Source organism: Streptomyces physcomitrii, assembly GCF_012273655.1.
Lineage (GTDB): Bacteria > Actinomycetota > Actinomycetes > Streptomycetales > Streptomycetaceae > Streptomyces > Streptomyces physcomitrii.
In genome coordinates this window covers 1-22,035 of sequence record NZ_JAAWWP010000033.1, presented here as the reverse complement: position 1 = coordinate 22,035, position 22,035 = coordinate 1, and the positions used below count along the sequence as shown (strand labels likewise).

At 74.8% G+C, this 22,035-nt stretch carries 1 protein-coding gene; it reads right to left on the bottom strand.

What is annotated here, in order from left to right:
* Positions 1-22: 22 nt before the first annotated feature.
* Positions 23-22,035: type I polyketide synthase (locus HFV08_RS31230; RefSeq protein ID WP_446696850.1), on the bottom strand; the 22,013-nt coding region annotated here is incomplete at its 5' end.

The window sequence follows — 22,035 nt, the reverse complement described above, 5'->3', positions numbered from 1 at the left end:
GGTACCGGGTCGGGCGGGGCGGTCAGGCCTCGCCGAGCTCCCGGTCGATCAGGTCGAAGAGTTCGCCCGCGGTCGCCGCTCCGGCGAGGTCCTCGTCCTCGTCCGGGGCCGCGGACGGCGCCTCGGGCAGGGGCTCTCCCTGCCAGCGGGCGAGCAGGGCGTGCAGGCGGGCGGTGACGCGGTCCCGGTCGGCGGGGTCCACGTCGCCGCCGTGCAGGGCCGTGTCGAGCCGGTCCAGGTCGGCGAGCAGGGCCTGCGCGGTGCCGGGGGGTTCGGGCAGGTCGAGTCCGGCCAGCAGATGCGCGACCTGTGCCTGCGGGGTGGGGTAGTCGAAGACCAGCGTGGCCGGCAGCCGCAGGCCGGTGGCCGCGGTGATCCGGTTGCGCAGTTCGACCGCGGTGAGGGAGTCGAAACCGAGCTCCTTGAAGGTCTGCTCCGGGTCGATCTCGTCCCCGGAGCCGTGGCCGAGCACGGCTGCGGCCTGGGTGCAGACCAGGTCGAGGACCAGCTGCTCCCGGTCGGCCGCGGGCAGCGGGGCGAGCTGCTCGGGCAGGCTCCGCTCGCTCGCCGCCGGGGCCGCCGCGGGCGCGGCGCCCGCCCGCCGCCGGGCCGGTGCGCGGACCAGGCCGCGCAGCAGGACCGGCAGGACGTCGTGGTGCTCGCGCAGGGCCCCGGGGTCCAGGTCCATCGGCAGCAGCGCGGCCCGGTCGCTGCCGAAGGCGGCGTCGAGCAGGCGCATGCCGCGCTCGGGGCCGAGCGGCACCATGCCGGTGCGCGCGTGCCGCTCCCGGTCGGCCTCGGTCAGCTCCCCGGTCATCCCGGCGTCCGGCAGCCAGGTGCCCCAGGCCAGCGAGACGGCGGGCAGGCCCGCGGCGCGCCGCCGGTGGGCGAAGGCGTCCAGGAAGGCGTTGGCGGCCGAGTAGTTGGCCTGGCCCGCCCCGCCGAAGGTGCCCGCCACCGAGGAGAAGACGACGAACCGGGCGAGGTCGAGGTCCCGGGTCAGCTCGTGCAGCGCGCTCACCGCGTCCGCCTTGGGCCGCAGGGCCTCGGCCAGCCGCTCGGGCGTCATCGAGGACAGCACCCCGTCGGCGAGGACGCCCGCGGTGTGGACCACCGCGGTCAGCGGATGCGCGGCCGGGACGCGGTCGAGCAGGGCGGCAAGCGCGGTGCGGTCGGCGATGTCGCAGGCGGCGACCGTGATCTCGGCGCCCAGGGCGGTGAGTTCCGCGCGCAGTTCGGCGGCGCCGGGCGAGTCGGGTCCGCGGCGGCTCGCGATCAGCAGGTGCCGCACCCCGTGCCCGGTGACCAGGTGCCGGGCGGTGACCCGGCCGAGGCCGCCGAGGCCGCCGGTGAGCAGGACCGTCCCGTCCGGGTCGGGGGCGACCGGCAGGGTCAGCACGACCTTGCCGATGTGCTGCGCCTGGCTCAGGAAGCGGAAGGCCTCGGGCGCCCGGCGCACATCCCACACCGCCATGGGCAGCGGCCGCAGCGCGCCCTGGCCGAAGAGCTCGGACAGTTCGGCGAGCATCTCGCCGATCCGGTCGGGACCGGCCTCGACGAGGTCGAAGGCCCGGTAGCGCACGTCCCGGTGGTCGGCCGCCACCTGCTCCGGGTCGCGTACATCGGTCTTGCCCATCTCCAGGAAGCGTCCGCCGCGCGGCAGCAGCCGCAGCGAGGCGTCCACGAACTCCCGTGCCAGGGAGTCGAGTACGAGGTCGAAGCCCGCGCCCCCGGTACTCTGCCGGAAGTGCTCCTCGAAGGCGAGGTCCCGGGAGGAGGCCAGGTGCCCCTCGTCGAGGCCCGCGGCACGCAGCGCCTGCCATTTGGCGGGGGACGCGGTGCCGTAGACCTCGGCGCCCAGGTGCCGGGCGAGCTGCACGGCCGCGGAGCCGACGCCGCCGGCCGCGGCGTGCACGAGCACCTTCTCGCCCTCGCGCAGCCCGCCGAGGTCGACGAGGGCGTAGTAGGCGGTCAGGTAGACGATGGGGACGGTCGCCGCCTCCGCGAAGGTCCAGCCCTTCGGGATACGGGTGACCATCCGCTCGTCGGCGACGGCGACGGGGCCGAAGGCTCCGGCGAACATGCCCATCACGCGGTCGCCGGGGGCGAGTTGGCGCACCGCGCTGCCGACCTCGGTGATCACACCGGCGCCCTCCAGGCCGATGGCCGTGGCGTCGCCGGGATACATGCCGAGGGCGGTCAGCACATCGCGGAAGTTGACGCCCGAGGCCCGCAGCGAGAGGCGCACCTCACGCGGGGCGAGTGGGGCCAGCACCTCCGGGCAGGGGGCGAGGCGCAGGCTCTCCAGGGTGCCGGGCTCGGTGACGCCCAGGCGCCAGGCCTCGGTGTCCGGGGGCGGCGGCAGTTCCTGTCCCGCGGCGAGCGGCGCGATCCCCGGGGCGCTCGCGGCACCCTCGCGCAGGGCCACCTCGAAGGCCTCGCCGTCCAGTACGCCAGGCAGGGCCGCCGCGGAGGCCGGGCTGCCGTCGAGGTCGACGAGGACGAGCCGTCCGGGGTTCTCCGAGCGGGCCGAGCGCACCAGGCCCCAGACGGCGGCCTGCACCGGATCGGCGGCGCCGGGACCGGTGGCGGTGGCCGCGCGGGTCACCACGGCGAGCCGGGTGGCGCCGAACGCCGGTTCCTCCAGCCAGTGCTGGAGGAAGGCGAGCACGCTCGCGGCGGTGTCCCTTGCCGCCGTGGCCGGGTCGCCGGGCGGGGTGGCGGGCACCGCGTACAGGAGCTGCGCGGGGACGTCCCCGGCCTCGGTGAGCGCCTCGGCACCGGCGACCGCCCGGGCGTCCAGGCCCGCCGCGGTCAGCTCTCCGGCGAGGGCGCGGGCGGAGTCGCCGCCGACGACGGTCCAGGGCCCGGTGGCCGGTGCGGCCGCCGGGGACAGCGGCTGCCAGGCCACCTCGTACAGGCCCTGCCGCTCCGGCGCGCCGACGGTGGATCCGTCGAGGTCGCCGGTGAGTTCGCGCAGCGTGAGCGAACCGACCGAGGCCACCGGGCGCCCGGCCGGATCGGCGAGTGCGAGGCTCACGGCTTCCGGGCCCTCCTGGACCATGCGCACCCGTACCGCGGAGGCGCCCACGGCGTCCAGGTGCACCTCGTTCCAGGAGAAGGGCAGCCGTCCGGCGTCCTTCATCGGGACGAACATCACGGCGTGCAGGGCCGCGTCGAGAAGGGCGGGGTGCAGGTCGAAGGCCCCGGCGGCGGGATCGGCGTCGGCGGGCAGCGCGACCTCGGCGAACACCTCGGCGCCGCGCGTCCACACCCGGGTCAGGCCCTGGAAGAGCGGGCCGTAGAGGTGGCCGCGCTCGGCGAAGCGCTCGTAGAAGCCGTCGAGCGGGACCTCCTCGCCGCCCTCGGGCGGCCACTGGGTGAAGTCGTAGGGCTGGTCCGGGGTTTCGCCCGCCGCGGCGAGCCGTCCGCTGACGTGCAGGGTCCACTCGCCGTCCGGTCCGCCCTCCTCGCGGCGCCCGTGCACGGTCACCGTGCGCGAGCCGTCCGCGTCCGGTGCCTCGACGCGCACCTGCACCTGGACGCCCCCGCGCTCGGGCAGGGTCAGCGGGGCCAGGATGGTCAGTTCCTCGACCCGCTCGCAGCCGACCCGGCCGCCCGCGTGGAGCGCCAGATCCAGGAAGCCGGTGGCCGGGAAGAGGGCGGTGCTGGTGAGGGCGTGCTCCTTGAGCCAGCCGCTGGTGGAGAGGTTGAGCCGTCCGGTCAGTACGCAGGTGTCGCCACCGGCGAGTTCGACCGCGGCGCCGAGCAGCGGGTGCTCGCTCGGGCGCAGGCCGACGGCGCTCACATCGCCGAGCAGCACGGGCGGCTTGGGCCAGAATCGGCGGCGCTGGAAGGGATAGGTCGGCAGTTCGACGGTCCGCGCGGCGTCACCGAACAGGGGCGTCCAGTCGACGTCGACGCCCTGGGTGAAGGCGCGGGCGAGCGCGTCGAGCAGACTCTCGCGCTCGGGGCGGTCCTTGCGCAGGACGGGGGCGAGGAAGACGCCGTCGACGTCCTCCAGGCTGCTCTGCGCCATGGCGGTCAAAGTCCCGTCGGGGCCGATCTCCAGGAAGCGGCGTACCCCCTGCTCCCCAAGCAGCCGTACACAGTCCGCGAACCGCACGGGCTCACGCACATGCCGCACCCAGTACCCCGGATCCGCCAACTCCCCCACAGCCGCCAGGGACCCGGTCAGACCGGAGACCACCGCCATCCGCGGCTCCGCGAACGACAGGCCCTCCACCACCGCACGGAACTCCTCCACCATCGGCTCCATCAACGGCGAATGGAACGCATGACTCACCCGCAGCCGACTCACCCGACGACCAGAGGCCTTCAACTCCTGCGCCAACGCCTCGACTTCCGCCTCGGCGCCCGAAAGCACCACCGCACGGGGACCGTTGACCGCCGCGATGCCGACCTGCGGGCGGCCTTCGATCAGCGGCAGTACCTCCTCCTCGGAGGCCTCCACCGCCCACATCGCACCACCCGAAGGCAGTTGCTGCATCAGACGACCACGCGCCGACACCAAAGCGCAGGCGTCTTCTAGGGAGAACACCCCCGCGACATGCGCCGCCGCGATCTCCCCCACCGAATGGCCGGCCACGAACTCCGGCCGCACACCCAGGGATTCGACCAGACGGAACAACGCCACCTCGACGGCGAAGAGCGCGGGCTGGGTCCAGCCGGTCTCGTTCAGCCGGTCGGCGTCCGCGCCGAGGACGACCTCGCGCAGCTCCTCGCCGAGCTGTGCGCAGACCGCGTCGAAGGCCGCCGCGAAGACCGGGAAGGCCTCGTACAACTCCCCTCCCATGCCGAGGCGTTGGGCGCCCTGGCCGGAGAAGAGGAAGGCGAGCTTGCCCTCGCCGCGGTGGACTCCGGTCACCGTGTGCGGACCGGTCTCACCGGAGGCGAGCAGCCGCAGTCCGTCGGTGAGTGCCGCCGGGTCGGCGCCGAGGACCACGGCACGGTGCTCGAAGACGGCCCGGGAGGCGGTCAGCGAGAGGCCGAGGTCCGCGGCGGCGAGGCCGGGGCGGTCCTGGACGTGGTGGAGGAGCTGCGCGGCCTGTGCCCGCAGGGCCTCCGCGGTACGGGCCGTGAGCACCCAGGGCAGCGCGGTCCCGGGCTCGGCGGTCCCGGGCTCGACGGGCTCGGCGCTCGGCTCCTCGGCGGGTTCCTCCGGCGCGTCCTCCAGGACGATGTGGGCGTTGGTGCCGCTGATCCCGAAGGAGGAGACACCCGCACGGCGCGGACGCCCGTCGGGCGTCTCCCAGTCCCGCGCGTGCTCCAGCAGCCGCACCGCACCCGCATCCCAGTCCACATGCGAGGACGGCGCGTCCACATGCAGGGTCGCGGGCAGCACACCGTGGCGCATGGCGAGCACCATCTTCATCACGCCCGCCACACCCGCACCCGCCTGCGTGTGACCCACATTCGACTTCACCGAACCCAGCCACAACGGCTCGGCCCCATCCCGCTCACGCCCGTACGTCGCAAGCAGCGCCTGCGCCTCGATCGGATCACCCAGCTTCGTCCCCGTACCGTGCGCCTCCACCGCGTCCACCTCGGACGCCGACACCCCCGCATCCGCCAACGCCGCCCGAATCACCCGCTGTTGGGCGGGGCCGCTGGGGGCGCTGAGGCCGTTGGAGGCACCGTCCTGGTTCACCGCCGAACCACGGACCACCGCCAGGACCGGGTGGCCCTTCGCCCGTGCGTCCGACAGGCGCTCCACAAGGAGCAGACCGCCGCCCTCGGAGAAGCCGGTACCGTCCGCCCCGTCCGCGAAGGCCTTGCACCGGCCGTCCTCGGCGAGACCCTGCTGACGGCTGAAGTCCACGAACAGACCCGGCGAGGCCATGACCGTGATGCCGCCCGCGAGCGCCATGTCGCACTCCCCGGAGCGCAGCGAACGCACCGCGAGGTGCAGCGCCACCAACGAGGCCGAGCACGCCGTGTCCACCGTCACCGCGGGGCCCTCGAGACCGAAGGTGTACGAGAGCCGGCCGGAGACGACACTCGCGGCGTTGCCGGTGAGCAGATAGCCCTCGTAGTCCTCGCCGGAGGCGGCGAGCATGCCGGTGTAGTCCTGGCCGTTGGTACCGGCGAAGACTCCGGTGCGGCTGCCGCGCAGGGTGCGCGGGTCGATTCCGGCCCGCTCGAAGCTCTCCCAGGCCATCTCCAGGAGCAGCCGCTGCTGCGGATCCATCGCCACCGCCTCACGCGGCGAGATCCCGAAGAACCCCGGGTCGAATCCCCCGGCCTCGTCGAGGAAGCCGCCGGTACGGGTGTACACGGTGCCGGGCTTGCCGGGCTCGGGGTCGTAGAGGGCGCCGAGGTCCCAGCCGCGGTCCTCGGGGAAGGGCACCAGGCCCTCCTCGCCGTCGAGGAGCATCGTCCAGAGCTGCTCCGGGGTGCTGACGCCCCCGGGGAAGCGGCAGCCCATGGCGACCACGGCGATGGGCTCGTCCCCGTCGCCGACCGCCCTCGGCGCCTCGGCCGCCGGCTCCGGGGCGGTCTCCTCGGCGACCTCCGCGAGCAGGAAGTCCGCCAGGGCACGGCAGTTGGGGTGGTCGAAGACGAGGGTGCTGGGCAGGTTCAGGCCGGTGATGCGGTTCAGGCCGTTGCGCAGTTCGACCGCGCTGAGCGAGTCGATGCCGAGGTCGGTGAAGGGCCGTTCGGCGTCCACGTCCTCGGCGCGGGCGTAGCCGAGCACGCCCGCGAGGTGCCCGCGGACGATGTCCAGTACGGCTCCGGCGCGTTCGTACTCCGGGCGGGAGGCGAGGTGGGCCTGGAGCGAGGAGGCCCCGGCCGTCTCCGGCTGCGCGGTACGGCCCGCCTCCTCCAGTGCCCGGTGCGCGGTGGGCAGTTCGTCGAAGAGGTGGCTCGGGCGCGGCGCGGTGAAGGAGGGCGCGTAGGTCTCCCAGCGCAGGTCGGTGACCATGACGTGGGTGTCGTCGAGGTCCAGGGCGCGGCCGAGGGCCTCGCAGGCGAGCGCGGTGTCCATGGGGTGGACGCCGTAGCGCCGCATCCGGTCGCCCGCCGCGTCGCCGACCATGCCGCCGTCGGCCCACAGCCCCCAGGAGACGGCGGTCGCGGGCAGGCCCGCGGCGCGGCGCTCCTCGGCGAGGGCGTCCAACAGGGCGTTGCCGGGGGCGTAGTTGCCGAGTCCGGCGCCGCCGAGCACACCCGCGCTGGAGGAGAAGAGCACGAAGGCGGACAGGTCGAGGTCCCGGGTGAGTTCGTGCAGGTTGCGGGCGGCGGTGGCCTTGCCCCGCAGCACGGGCTCCATCCGGGCCGGGTCCAGGGAGTCGACGACGCCGTCGTCGAGGGAGCCGGCCGCGTGGAACACGCTGTCCAGGGGGTGCTCGGCGGGCACCTCCGCCAGCAGCCGGGCCAGCGCCTCGCGGTCCGAGACATCGCAGGCGGCGAGGACCACCTCGACGTCCCGCGCGGCCAGTTCCTCCCGCAGCTCGACCGCTCCGGGCGCCTCGGCGCCGCGGCGGCCCGCCAGGATCAGCCGGGTGGCGCCGCGGTCGGCGAGCCAGCGTGCCAGGTGGCGGCCGAGGGCGCCGGTGCCGCCGGTGATCAGGGCCGTGCCCCGCGGGCGCCAGGAGGGTCCGGCGGCGAGGCTGCCCGGTGCGTGGAAGAGGCGGCGGCCGAACACCCCGGCGGGGCGCAGCGCGAGCTGGTCCTCCTGGCCGGGGTCGGCGAGGACGGCGGCCAGGCGGGTGGCGCCCCGCGGGTCCAGTGCGGCGGGCAGGTCGACGAGACCGCCCCAGCGCTCGGAGTGCTCCAGGGCGGCGACCCGGCCGAAGCCCCAGACCAGGGACTGCGCGGGGTTGGGTGCGGGGTCCGCGGAGCCGGCCCGGACGGCGCCGCTGGTGGCGCTCCACAGCGGGGCCTGGACGCCCAGGTCGCCGAGGGCCTGGACCAGGGCGAGGGTGGCGGCGAGGCCGACGGGGACGGCGGGGTGCCCGGGGTGCGCGCGCTCGTCGAGGGCGAGCAGCGACAGGATCCCGTCCGGGGCGGCCTCGTCGTCCGCGGTGAGCAGCGCGGTCAGCGCCGCCCGGTCGACGTCGTCCGCGCCGAGCACGACCCGCCGTACGGCGCGTGCCCCGCCCGCGGTGAGGGCGTCGGCGACCGCCTCGGCCAACTCCTCGCGGCCGCCGGTGTCCTGGGGCAGGACGAGCAGCCAGGTGCCGCTCAGCGCACCGGAGGCGGCCGCGGCGAGCGGGGTGAAGCCGACGCGGTAGCGCCAGCCGTCGGCCTCGAAGCGCTCCCGGCCGGAGCGCCGCCAGGTCGACAGCGCGGGCAGCAGGCTGCTGAGCGGGGCGTCCGCGGGCAGTTCGAGGGCGTCGGTGAGGGCTTCGAGGTCCTCCTGCTCGACGGTCTCCCAGAAACGCGCCTCGACGGAGCCCTCGGGGGCGCCGCCCGACGCCTCGGGGGCGCCCTCGCGGATGGTCGGCCAGTAGCGGCGGTGCTCGAAGGGGTAGGTCGGCAGTGCGGTGCGGGTGGCCCCGGTACCGGCGAAGACGGTCTCCCAGTCGAGGGCGACACCGTGCACATGGGCGTCGGCGACGGCGGTGAGGAACTGGCGCAGCCCGCCCTGGTCACGGCGGAGCGAGCCGAGCACGGCGCCGGCCGCGCCCGCGTCCTCCAGGGTCTCGCGCAGTCCGACGGCGAGCACCGGGTGCGGGCCGACCTCCAGGAAGGTGCGGTGCCCCGCGGCGATCAGGCCGCGGACGGCCTCCTCGAAGCGGACGGTCTCGCGCAGGCCGTTGTACCAGTAGGCGGCGTCCAGCTCCGCGCTCTCCAGCCAGTCGCCGGTGAGCGTGGACCGGAAGGGGATCTCCGGCTCCCGGGGGTCGAGGCCTTCGAGGGCTTCGAGGACGGCCTCGCGGATCTCCTCGACCTGCGCGGAGTGCGAGCCGTAGTCGACCGGGACCTTGCGGGCGCGGACGCCGTCCCCGGTGAGGGCGGTGTACAGCTCGTCGAGGGCCTCGGCCTCGCCGGAGACCACGGTCGAGGAGGGGCCGTTGGCGGCGGCGAGCGCGAGCCGCCCCTCCCACGGTGCCAGGCGCTCCCGGGTCTCCTCGGCGGGCAGCGGTACGGACATCATGCCGCCGGTGCCGGCGATGCGGACCAGGGCGCGGCTGCGCAGGGCGACGACGCGGGCGCCGTCGTCCAGGCTCAGCGCCCCCGCAACGCAGGCCGCGGCGATCTCGCCCTGGGAGTGCCCGAGGACCGCGGCGGGCTCCACCCCGAGGGAGCGCCACAGCGCCGCGGTGGACACCATCACGGCCCACAGCGCGGGCTGGACGACATCGACCCGGCCGAGGTCGGCGGCGTCCTCCTCGCCACGCAGCACCGCGGTCAGGGACCAGTCGGTGTACGGCGCCAGGGCGCGGGCGCACTCCTCGACGGCGGCGGCGAACACCGGTGACTCGTCGAGGAGTTCGCGGGCCATACCGGCCCACTGGGCGCCCTGCCCGGGGAAGACGAGCACCGGCTGGGCGCCGCCGGAGACGGCCTCGGCCACCTGGGCGGGCCCGGCCAGCGGGCCGTCGGAGGCGAGCGCCGCCAGGGCCTCGTCCAGTTCGGCGGCGTCCCCGGCGAGTACCGCGGCGCGGTGCTCGAAGGCGGGGCGCCCGCAGGCGAGGGTGTAGGCGGCGTCGGTGAGCGGCAGCTCGTTCCTGGCCCTGAGGTGGGTGCGCAGCCGGGCCGCCTGGGCGCGCAGCGCCGTCCGGGTGCGGCCGGAGAGCAGTACGGGCACGACGGGCGGCGCGGTGGTGGTCTCCGGCCGCGGCTCGGCGGCCGGGGGCTGCTCGACGATGACATGCGCGTTGGTGCCGCTCATGCCGAAGGAGGAGATGCCCGCGCGGCGGGGACGCCCGGCGTCGGGCCACTGCTGCTCCTCGGTCAGCAGCCGGACGTGGCCCGCGGTCCAGTCGACGTGCGGGGTCGGGTGCTGCGCGTACAGGGTGCGCGGCAGGACGCCGTGGCGCAGCGCCATCACCATCTTGATGACGCCGCCGACGCCCGCGGCGGCCTGGCTGTGGCCGATGTTGGACTTCAGCGAACCGAGCCAGAGCGGCCGGTCCTCGTCCCGGTCCTGGCCGTACGTGGCGAGCAGGGCCTGCGCCTCGATCGGGTCGCCCAGGGTCGTACCGGTGCCGTGCGCCTCCACCGCGTCCACCTCGGACGGGGCGAGACCGGCGGCGGCCAGCGCCTGGCGGATCACCCGCTGCTGGGACGGACCGTTCGGCGCGGTCAGGCCGTTGGAGGCGCCGTCCTGGTTGAGGGCGCTGCCGCGGACCACGGCGAGCACCTGGTGGTTCTTGCGGCGGGCGTCGGAGAGCCGTTCGAGGACGATCATGCCGACGCCCTCGGCCCAGCTGGCTCCGTCCGCGTCCGCGGAGAAGGGCTTGCAGCGGCCGTCCTCGGCGAGGGCGCGCTGGCGGCTGAACTCGATGAGCGACCCGGGGGTCGACATCACGGTGACGCCTCCGGCCAGGGCCAGTTCGCACTCGCCCTGGCGCAGGGACTGGGCCGCCAGGTGCAGGGCGACCAGCGAGGAGGAGCAGGCGGTGTCGACGGAGACGGCGGGGCCTTCGAGGCCGAGGGCGTAGGAGATCCGCCCGGACAGCACGCTGGGCGAGTTGCCGGTGCCGACGTAGCCCTCGAAGTCGTCGTCGGAGGCGGCCAGGATCGTGACGTAGTCCTGGTAGGTGACACCGGCGAAGACCCCGGTGTGCGAGCCGCGGGCGGCGACCGGGTCGATCCCCGCGCGCTCCAGCGCCTCCCAGGAGACCTCCAGGAGGAGCCGCTGCTGCGGGTCCATGGCGAGGGCCTCGCGCGGGCTGATCGCGAAGAAGGCGGGGTCGAACCGGCTGGCGTCGTGCAGGAAGCCGCCCTCGCGGGTGTAGACCGTGCCCGGGTGGTCCGGGTCGGGGTGGTAGAGCCGCTCGGGGCTCCAGTTGCGGTCGGTGGGCAGCGGGGAGATGCCGTCCTGTCCGGCGCTCACCAGCTCCCAGAGGTCCTCGGGGCTGCCGATCCCGCCCGGGTAGCGGCAGGCCATGCCGACGACGACGATCGGGTCGTCGTCGACCGGGCGCGGGGCGGTGGCCGCGGTTCCCTGCCCGGCTGCCTCGAAGAGGTCCTGGGCGAGGTGCCGGGCGAGGCCCGCGGGCGTGGGGTGGTCGAAGACCAGGGTGGCGGGCAGGGTGACGCCGAGGGTGGTGCTGAGCCCGTTGCGCAGTTCGACGGCGGTGAGGGAGGTCAGGCCGAGATCGGTGAACGGCCGCGCGGGCTCGACCTCTTCGGGGTCCTCGTGGCCGAGCACCGTGGCGATCTGGGCGCGCACCGCGGCCAGCAGGGTGCGCTCACGCTCGGCGGCGGGCCGGGCCGCCAGACGTTCGAGCATGCTTCCGGCCGGCTGGGTGCGGGTGGCGGCGCGGCGGCGGGCCGGGGCCGTCACCGGCGCGGCGGCGAGCGGTTCGGCCGGGGCCGCCGTGTCCTCCCGTACGTCCGTCCGTGCGTCCGTGCCCGGATCGTCGGCGGGTACGGGCCGCATCAGGAGGGAGCCGATGTGCAGGACGGGCTCACCGGCGGTGTCGGCGGCGGTCAGCGCGAGGGTGTCGGCGCCGGTGCGCTCCAGGCGCACCCGCAGCGTCGTCGCGCCCGCCGCGTGCAGCGAGACCGAGGAGGCGGAGAACAGGACGCGGCCCTCGCCGAGTCCGTCGAGCGCCCCGAGGCCGAGCGGGTGCAGGGCCGCGTCGAGCAGGGCGGGGTGCAGGTCGTAGCGGGCGGCCTCGTCCTCGCGGTCGCCGGGCAGCGCGACCTCCGCGTAGACGGCCTGCGCGTCCTGCCAGGCGGCGCGCAGTCCGCGGAAGACCTCGCCGTAGTCGAGTCCGGCCTCCCGCAGCCGCTCGTACAGCCCCTCGGTGTCGAGTTCCCCGGCCCCGGCGGGCGGCCACTGGCTCAGGTCGTGGCCCGCTTCCGGCTGCCCGGCGGCCAGGATGCCGCCGGCGTGCCGGGTCCAGGGCGCGTCGGTCCCGGCTCCGCCCGGGCGGGCGTGCACACCGAAGGCGCGACGGCCGCGGGCGTCGGGTGCCTCGACGCGTATCTGGAGCGCGAGGGCGCCCGCTTCGGGCAGGGCGAGCGGGCTCTCCAGGACGAGTTCGCGCACCTGCTCGCAGCCGGTGTGCGCACCCGCGCGCAGGGCGAGTTCGAGGAAGGCGGTACTGGGGACGACGGGCCGCCCGGCCAGCCGGTGGCCGTCGAGCCAGGTCTGGGTGCGGCCGGAGAGGCGGCCGGTCAGCAGCAGGGTCCCGTCGACGGCGGAGGGCACCACCGCGCCGAGCATCGGGTGCGCCGCGGCCACCAGTCCGGCCGCGGCCGGGTCGCCCTGGTCGCCGGAGCCGGTGATCCAGTACGAGCGGTGCTGGAAGGCGTAGGTGGGCAGTTCGACGGGGCGGGAGCCGGGCGCGAGGGCGCCGAGGACCGCGCTCCAGTCCACCGGTACGCCGCGGGTGTGCAGCGCTCCGAGGGCGGACACCAGGGACACCGTCTCGGGCCGGTCCTTGTCGAGGGCGGGCACGGCCAGCAGTTCGGATGTCCCCCAGGCGCCGCGGGCCAGCGTGGCCAGGGTGGCGTCGGGCCCGAGTTCGAGGTGCCGGTCGGCGCCGAGGGCCTCCAGGCGCGCGAGGCCGTCGTGGAAGCGCACCGCCTCGCGGACGTGCCGCACCCAGTAGCCGGGGTCGGTGAGTTCGCCCTCGGCGGCGAGCTGTCCGGTGAGGTCGGAGACGAGCGGCAGGTGCGGCTCCGCGTAGGCGACGCTCTGCGCCACGGCCCGGAACTCCGTCAGCATGGGTTCCATCCGGGGCGAGTGGAAGGCGTGGCTGACCGCGAGGCGGGTGGTCCGGCGACCGCGTGCCGCGAAGTCCGCGGCGATCTCCCGCACCGCCTCCTCGTCCCCCGAGATCACCACGGAGCGGGGGCCGTTGACGGCGGCGAGGCCGAGCGCGTCCTCACGTCCGGCCAGCAGCGGGCGCACCTCCTCCTCCGCGGCCTCCAGGGCGGCCATCGCCCCGCCCTCCGGCAGCGCCTGCATCAGGCGGCCGCGGGCGGCGACCAGGCGGCAGGCGTCGGGCAGCGTGAAGACGCCCGCGACATGGGCGGCGGCCAGCTCTCCGACGGAGTGGCCGAGCAGGTGGCCGGGGCGCACCCCCCAGGACTCCAGGAGCCGGAAGAGGGCGACCTCGACCGCGAACAGGGCGGGCTGCGCGTACTCGGTACGGGACAGTTCGGCCTCGTCGGTGCCGAAGACGACCTCGGCGAGCGGGCGCGGCAGCAGCCCCTCGAAGTGTCCGCAGACGGTGTCGAAGGCCTCCGCGTACACCGGGAAGGCGGTGTGCAGTTCGCGGCCCATGCCGGGGCGCTGGGTGCCCTGTCCGGCGAAGAGGAAGGCGGTGCCGCCCTCGGTCAGGGTGTCGCCGGTGACGACCGCGGGCGAGGGGTCCCCCGCGGCGAGCGCGGCGAGTCCGGCCAGGAGGTCACCGCGCTCCGCGCCGGAGACGACCGCCCGGTGCTCCAGGGGTGCCCGGGTGAACGCCAGGGCGTGGCCGAGGTCGGCCGGGTGCAGCGCGGGCCGCCGCTCGACGTGGCCGAGCAGGCGCGCGGCCTGGGCGCGCAGGGCGGCGGCGCTGCGGGCCGAGAGCAGCCACGGCACGGGGTGTCCGCCCCGCGGGGCGTCCGCCTCGGCGCGGGGTGCGGGGACGGACGGGGGTTCGGCGACGATGACGTGCGCGTTGGTGCCGGACACCCCGAAGGCCGAGACACCGGCCCTGCGGGTCCGTTCCCCGCCGGGCCAGGCGACCGGTGCGTCGAGGAGCCGGACGTGTCCCGCGCTCCAGTCGACCTGCGTGGTCGGCGCCTCGGCGTGCAGGGTGCGCGGCAGGGTGTTCTCGCGCAGCGCGAGCACCATCTTGATGAGACCCACGGCGCCCGCGGCGGCCTGGGTGTGCCCGAGGTTGGACTTGACCGAGCCGAGCCAGAGCGGCCGGTCCTCCGCGCGGTCCTGGCCGTACGTGGCGAGCAGGGCCCCCGCCTCGATCGGGTCGCCCAGGGTCGTACCGGTGCCGTGCGCCTCCACCGCGTCCACGTCCGAGGGCGACAGACCGGCCGCGGCGAGCGCCTGCCGGATCACCCGCTGCTGGGACGGACCGTTCGGCGCGGTCAGGCCGTTGGAGGCGCCGTCCTGGTTGACGGCCGTGCCCTCGACCACGGCGAGGACGGGGTGTCCGTTGCGCCGGGCGTCCGAGAGGCGCTCGACCACGAGCACGCCGACGCCCTCGGACCAGCCGGTGCCGTCGGCCTCCTCGGCGAAGGCCTTGCAGCGCCCGTCGGGGGCGAGGCCGCCCTGGAGGCTGAACTCCACGAAGGCGCCCGGGTCGGCGATGACGGTGACGCCTCCGGCGAGCGCCAGGTCGCACTCGCCCGAGCGCAGGGACTGGGCCGCCAGGTGCAGGGCGACCAGGGCGGAGGAGCAGGCGGTGTCGACGGTGACCGCCGGGCCTTCCAGACCCAGGGCGTAGGACACCCGGCCGGAGACCACACTGCCGGCCTGGCCGGTGAGCAGGTGCCCGCCGAGCCCTTCCGGGATCTCCCGCAGTCCGGTGGCGTAACCGGAGCCGCCCGCGCCGACGAAGACGCCGGTGCGCGAGCCCTTCAGACCGGTCGGCGCGACACCGGCCCGCTCCAGGGCCTCCCAGGAGGTCTCCAGGACCAGGCGCTGCTGGGGGTCGAGCGCCTGCGCCTCGCGCGGGCTGATGCCGAAGAAGGCGGCGTCGAAGGCGGAGGCCCCGGAGAGGAAGCCGCCGGAACGGGTGTCGCTGATCTCCAGGAGGGACCCCAGGTCCCAGCCGCGGTCCTCGGGGAACCCGCCGACGGCGTCCTCCCCCGCGGCGAGCAGCTCCCACAGCGCGTCGGGGCCGTCGACACCGCCCGGCAGCCGGCATCCCATGCCGACGACGACCACGGGGTCGGTGTCCGGCGCGGCGGCCACGGGCGCCGTCACGCTCGACTCGGCGCCGAAGAGCTCGTCGTGGAGCCGGGCGGCGACGGCCAGCGGGGTCGGGTGGTCGAAGACCAGGGTGGAGGGCAGGGCGACGCCGGTGGCCGCCCGCAGATCGTTGCGCAGCTCGACCGCGGTGAGCGAGTCGAAGCCCATTTCGCGGAAGGCGCGGCCCGCGGCGACGGGCGCCGGGTCGCTGTGGCCCAGCGCGGCGGCGGCCCGTTCCCGCACCAACTCCAGGAGTGCGGCGGCGCGTTCCTCGGCGCCGAGCGGGGCGAGCCGGTCACGCAGCGCGGCGGCGGCACCCTCGGCCTCGCCCTGCGGGCCGGAGTCGACGGCGGCCTCGGGCAGCGCGCCGAGCAGCGGGCTGGGCCGGCCGGTGGTGAAGGCGGGGGCGAACCGCGGCCAGTCGACGTCGGCGACCACCACCGCGGTGTCCCGGGCGGCGAGGGCGCTGCCCAGCGCGGTCAGCGCGGTCTCCGGGTCGAGCGGCAACAGGCCCCGGCGGCGCAGGAGTTCCTGTGCCTCCTCCTCGGCGGCCATGCCGGTGCCGCCCCAGGGGCCCCAGGCCACCGCGGTCCCCGGCAGGCCGCGGGTCCTGCGGCGTTCGACCAGCGCGTCGAGGTGGGCGTTGGCGGCGGCGTAGGCGGCCTGGCCGCCACTGCCCCAGACCCCGGCGATGGAGGAGAAGACGACGAAGTCCGTCAGCTCCGCCGTACGGGTCAGTTCGTCGAGGTGGTCGGCGGCGACCGCCTTGGCGCGCAGCACGGCGTCGAGTTGCTCGGGGGTGGTGGCGGCGATCACCTCGTCGTCGAGGATTCCGGCCGCGTGCACCACGGCGTCCACCGGGTGCTCGGCGAGCAGCCGGCCGACGTCCTCCCTCTCCCCCATGTCGCAGGCCACCAGGGCTACTTGGGCACCCGAGGCCTCCAACTCGGCGCGCAGCTCCGGGGCGCCGGGCGCCTTCGGACCGCGGCGGCTGACGAGGACCAGCTCCCGCGCGCCCCGGCTCACCGCCCACCGTGCCACCCGGGCGCCCAGCGCACCGGTGCCTCCGGTGAGCAGCACGCGGCGCGGCGCGCTCCAGTCCGCGGCGGCGGCCGCCGGGGCGTGCGCCAGCCTGCGGCCGAAGACGGCGGCGCCGCGGACGGCCACCTGGTCCTCCGCACCGGAGACGAGCACGGCCGCCAGCCCGGCGAGCGCCCGGCGGTCGGCGTGTACGGGCAGATCGGCCAGACCGCCCCAGCGCTCGGGGGCCTCCAGCGCGGCCACCCGGCCCAGACCCCACACGGCGGCCTGCTCGGGCCGGACGGGGGCCTCGCTGCCGCCGCCCGGGGCGACGGCACCGCTCGTGAGCAGCCACAGCCGGGCCGAGGGCACGGCATCACCGGTCGCCTGCGCCAGGGCGAGCGCGGACCGGACGTCCTGCGGGCAGGCGAGCACCCCGGCGGGCGTCTCCCCGCTCTCCGAGGCGGCCGTGAGCGCGGCACTCAACTCGCTGCGAGAAGCCTCCGGCCCGCACCGCACACGTTCCACTCCGGGCACGAACTCCTCGACGCCGGGCAGCAGTTCGTCCCGCCCCTCCGGCTGGAGAAGCAGCCAGCGGCCCGGCACCGCGGGCACCTCGGAAAGGCCGAGCCGCTCCCAACTGACGGTGTAGCGCAGTCCGTCCGCGGCTCGGCGCTCGTGCTGCGCCTGCCGCCAGGCGGACAGGGCGGGCACCACCCGGTCCAGATCTTCGCCATCGAGGTCCAGGACACCGGCGAGTTCGGCCGCGTCCCCGCGCTCGACGACCTCCCAGAACGCGGCGTCGGCCGGGTCCTGCGCCGATCCGGCCGGCTCCACACCACGCGGCTCGGGCCAGTACCAGGCCCGCTGAAAGGCATAGGTCGGTACGAGGGGCAGCGCCGCCCCGCCCGCCTGCCCGAGCAGCGGCGTCCAGTCCACCGGCACACCCCCGGCGAACAGCGCCCCGACAGCGGCCACCAGGCCCTCGGCCTCGGGGCGGTCCTTGCGCTGCGCGGGAGTGAGGAGATGGTCCCCTTCCTCCGGCAGGTTGGTGGCGGCGAGGGCGGTGAGGGTGCTGTCGGGTCCGATCTCCAGGAACCGGGTCACCCCGGCCTCGGCCAGGGCCTCGATGCCGTCGCCGAAACGGACGGCTTCGCGGACATGACGCACCCAGTACGCCGGGTTCGACCACTCGTCCGCCTGTGCTGTGGCACCGGTCAGGGTGGAGACGACGGGGAGTTGGGCAGTCTCGTAGGTCAGGCTCTCGGTGAGGGTGCGGAACTCCTCCAGCATCGGGTCCATCAACGGTGAGTGGAAGGCATGGCTGACCTTCAGGCGGTTGGTGCGGTGGCCCTGCTCCTTCAACTGGGTAGCGAGGGCTGCTACTTCGGCCTCGGCACCGGAAAGGACCACGGCACGGGGGCCGTTGACCGCCGCGATACCGAGGGTGGGGCGGTCGTCCAGCAGGGGCAGGACCTCGCCTTCCGAGGCTTCCGCCGCCCACATGGCACCACCTGCGGGTAGCTGCTGCATCAGACGACCGCGCGCCGACACCAGGGTGCAGGCGTCCTCCAGGGAGAAGACGCCCGCGATGTGTGCGGCGGCGATCTCCCCGACGGAGTGACCGGCCACGAAGTCCGGCCGTACACCGAACGATTCGAGCAGGCGGAACAGGGCCACCTCGAACGCGAACAGGGCGGGCTGCGTCCAGCCCGTATCGTTCAGCCGGTCGGCGTCCTCACCGAAGACGACATCTCGCAGCTCTCCGCCGAGCTGTGCGCAGATCGCGTCGAACACCTCCGCGAAGGCAGGGAACGCCTCGTACAACTCGCGTCCCATGCCCGGGCGTTGGGCACCCTGGCCCGCAAACAAGAACGCGGTCCTGCCCTCACCCACCATGCCGACCGTGACCCGCGGCGAGGCCTCGCCCCGCGCCAACGCCCCCAGACCGGCCAGCAGTTCCTCCCGATCGAAGCCACGGACAACGGCACGGTCCTCGAACGCCGAACGAGTCAAGGCCAGCGCACGCCCCACAGCCCGCACATCCACACCGGGCCGGCCCTCGACCCAGGCAGCCAGACGCTCAGCCTGAGCAGCAAGCGTATCGCGCCCACGACCGGACACCACCCACACCACCGGAACACCAGCACCATCGACGCTTGCGTCAGTGTCGGTGTCGGTGCTCAACAGGTGGTCAGTCGGCGGGAGTTCACCCTCACCGGACAGATCCTCAGGCGCCTGCTCCAAGATCACGTGCGCGTTCGTCCCGCTCAACCCGAACGACGACACACCCGCACGCCGCGGACGCCCCTCCACCCCAGGCCAGTCACTCGACTCCTGCAACACCCGCACCGCACCCGCAGACCAGTCCACCCGCGACGACGGCACCCCTACGTGCAGCGAGGCGGGCAACACCCCACGCCCCAACGCCTCAACCATCTTGATCACACCCGCCACACCCGCAGCAGCCTGCGTATGACCAAGATTCGACTTCACCGAACCCAGCAACAACGGGCTCTCCACCGGCCGATCCTGACCGTACGTCGCCAGCAGCGCCTGCGCCTCGATCGGATCACCCAACGCGGTGCCGGTTCCGTGCGCCTCCACCGCGTCCACACAGGAAGCAGACACACCCGCATCAGCCAGAGCCGCACGGATCACCCGCTGCTGCGAAGGACCATTCGGCGCCGTCAAACCATTCGACGCACCGTCCTGGTTCACAGCGGATCCACGCACTACCGCAAGAACCCGATGCCCCTTCGCACGCGCCACCGACAAGCGCTCCACCACCACAACACCGACACCCTCACCCCAACCCGTACCATCCGCACCCTCACCAAACGCCTTGCACCGGCCATCCACCGCCAGACCACCCTGACGCGAGAACTCCACGAACGCACCCGGCGTCGACATCACCGTCGCCCCACCCGCAAGCGCCATGTCGCACTCCCCGGAGCGCACCGAACGCACCGCCAGATGCAACGCCACCAACGACGACGAACACGCCGTATCCACCGTCACCGCAGGACCCTCAAGCCCCAGCACATACGACACACGGCCCGACACCACACTCGCCGCACTACCCGTACCTACGTAGCCCCCGAAGTCACCCTCCGAGACACCGAGCAGCACCGGATAGTCCTGGCCATTGGTCCCCGCGAAAACGCCCGTCCGGCTCCCCCGCAGCGACCTCGGATCCACCCCCGAGCGCTCCACCGCCTCCCACGACGCCTCCAACAGCAACCGCTGCTGCGGATCCATCGCCAACGCCTCACGCGGAGACACCCCGAAGAACTCCGCATCAAAACCACCGACGCCGTCGAGGAAGCCGCCGCTGCGGGTGTGACTGGCGTAGGGGTTGTCCTTGTCGGCGCCGAAGATCAGGTCGAGGTCCCAGCCGCGGTCGGTGGGGAAGTCGGTGATGCCGTCCCGTTCCTGGACCAGCAACTCCCACAACGACTCCGGGGAATCCACCCCACCCGGGAAACGGCACGCCATCCCCACGATCGCCACCGGCTCATCCCCGGCGGCACCAGCCACAGGCACCACGGCAGCACCAGCCGCCTCCGCGACCGCACCCCCACACACCTCATCGCGCACAAACCCCGCCAACGCCAACGGCGTCGGATAATCAAAAACCACCGTCGCCGGCAACGACACCCCACACACCGACGCCAGCACATTGCGCAACTCCACCGCGATCAAAGAATCCACACCCAGATCACGGAACGAACGCTCCGCACCCACCTCCCCCGCACCCGCAAACCCCAACACCCCAGCAGCACGCGACCGCACCACCCCCAGCACCTCACGCAACTGCCCCTCCACCGACAACCCCGCAAGACGCCCACGGAGGCCATGGGTGTCCTCGGTGCCGGACTCGGACAGGGCGGGGGCACGGTGCAGTTCGGCGAGCAGCGGGCTGGGGCGGACGGCGGTGAAGGCGGGGCCGAAGCGGTCCCAGTCGATGTCGGCGACGAGGAGGGCGGCGGAGTTGCCCGTGGCGCGGGTGGCCAGTGCCTCCAGTGCGTCCGCCGGGTCGAGGAGGCTCACCCCACCGCGTATCTGGCGCTCCTCGGCCGCGGCGTCGGCGGCCATCCCGCCGCCCGCCCAGGGACCCCAGGCGAGGGACGTGGCCGGCAGGCCCGCGGCCCTGCGCTCCTCGGCCAGGGCGTCCAACATGGCGTTGGCGGCGGCGTAGTTGGCCTGGCCCAGGGAGCCGACGGTGCCGGCGAAGGAGGAGAAGAGGACGAAGGCGGAGAGGTCGCGGTCCCGGCTCAGCTCGTCCAGGTGCCGTGCGCCGACGACCTTGGCGCGGAACACGCTGCGGAACCGCTCCTCGGTCAGCCCGGAGAGCACACCGTCGTCGAGCACCCCCGCGGTGTGGACGACGGCATCCACCTCGTGGTCCTCGAACAGTTCGCGCACTGCCTCACGGTCCGTCAGATCGAGCGCGGCGAAGGTCACTTGTGCGCCGAGGGAGGTGAGTTCCTCGCGGAGTTCGACGGCGCCGGGCGCCTCGTCACCGCGCCTGCTCACCAACAGCAGGTGGGCGGCGCCCTGTTCGGCGGCCCAGCGGGCAACCCGCTTGCCCAGGGCGCCCGTTCCGCCCGTCACCAGGACGGTGCCCGCCGGGGTCCAACCGGCGTCCTTCTCCTGGACGGCGGGAACGAGCCTGCGGCCGAGAGCGGCGCCCGGTCGGACCGCCACCTGGTCCTCGCCCCCGGTGCGGGTGCCCGCCAGCAGCCCGATGAGGCGTGCCGCGGAGCGCCGGTCGAGCGTCTCCGGCAGGTCGATCAGACCGCCCCAGCGGTCGGGGTGCTCCAGGGCGGCGACCCGGCCGAGGCCCCAGACGGCGGCCTGCTCCGGGCGGGGGCCGGAGTCCTCGGAGGTGGCCGCGACGGCGCCGCGGGTGAGCGTCCAGAGCGGAGCGGATATGCCGGCGTCGCCGAGGGCCTGCACCAGGAGCGCCGAGTGGAGCAGCCCGGACGGCACGCCCTCGTGCTCGCCCTCGCTCAGCGGGAGCAGGGAGACGACGCCTTCCAGGCCGGGGCCCTCGGCGGCCTCGGTGAGGAGTGCGGCCAGTTCCTCCCGCGAGGCGTCCGGCTCGTGGGTCAGGGAGACCGGTTCGGCCCCGGCGTCGGCCAGGGCGGTCCGCAGGGCCTCGTAGGCCTCGGGGTCCGGCGATGCGGACGGGAGGACGCAGAGCCAGCGCCCGGTCAGGCGGGCGGTGTCGGACAGTCCGGAGACGGAGCGCCAGACGACCTCGTGGTGGTGGCGGCTCGCCTCGGCGGCCGAACCGTCGGCGGCGTAGGAGCGTTCGAGCCAGTAGCGATCGCGGTGGAAGGCGTAGGTCGGCAGCGCGACGGTGTGCGCCCCCGGGAGCAGCGCGGACCAGTCCAGCTCGCCGCCGTGCAGATGGTGCCGGGCGAGCGCGCCGAGCAGCGCCTTCGGCTCCGAACGGTCCTTGCGCTGCGCGGAGTTGAACAGGAGCCGGTCCTTCTCCGACAGGGTCTGGGCGGCGAGTGCGGTGAGGGTGCCGTCCGGCCCGATCTCCAGGAACCGGGTCACCCCGGCAGCGGCCAGCGCCTCCACACCCTCACCGAATCGGACAGCCTCGCGCACATGACGCACCCAGTACGCCGGATCCGCCCACTCGTCCGCGTCGGCCACCGCACCGGTCAGCGTCGAGACGGCAGCGAGCTGCGAAGGGCCGTACGTCACGCCCTCGGCAACCGCTCGGAACTCTTCCACCATCGGGTCCATCAAGGGCGAATGGAAGGCATGGCTGACCTTCAACCGGCTGGTCCGGTGGCCCTGCTCCTTCAACTGCGCTGCCAGAGCTTCGACTTCGGCCTCGGCACCCGAAAGGACAACCGCACGCGGGCCGTTGACCGCCGCGATGCCCACCTGTGGACGGCCCTCAAGCAGCGGCAGCACCTCCTCCT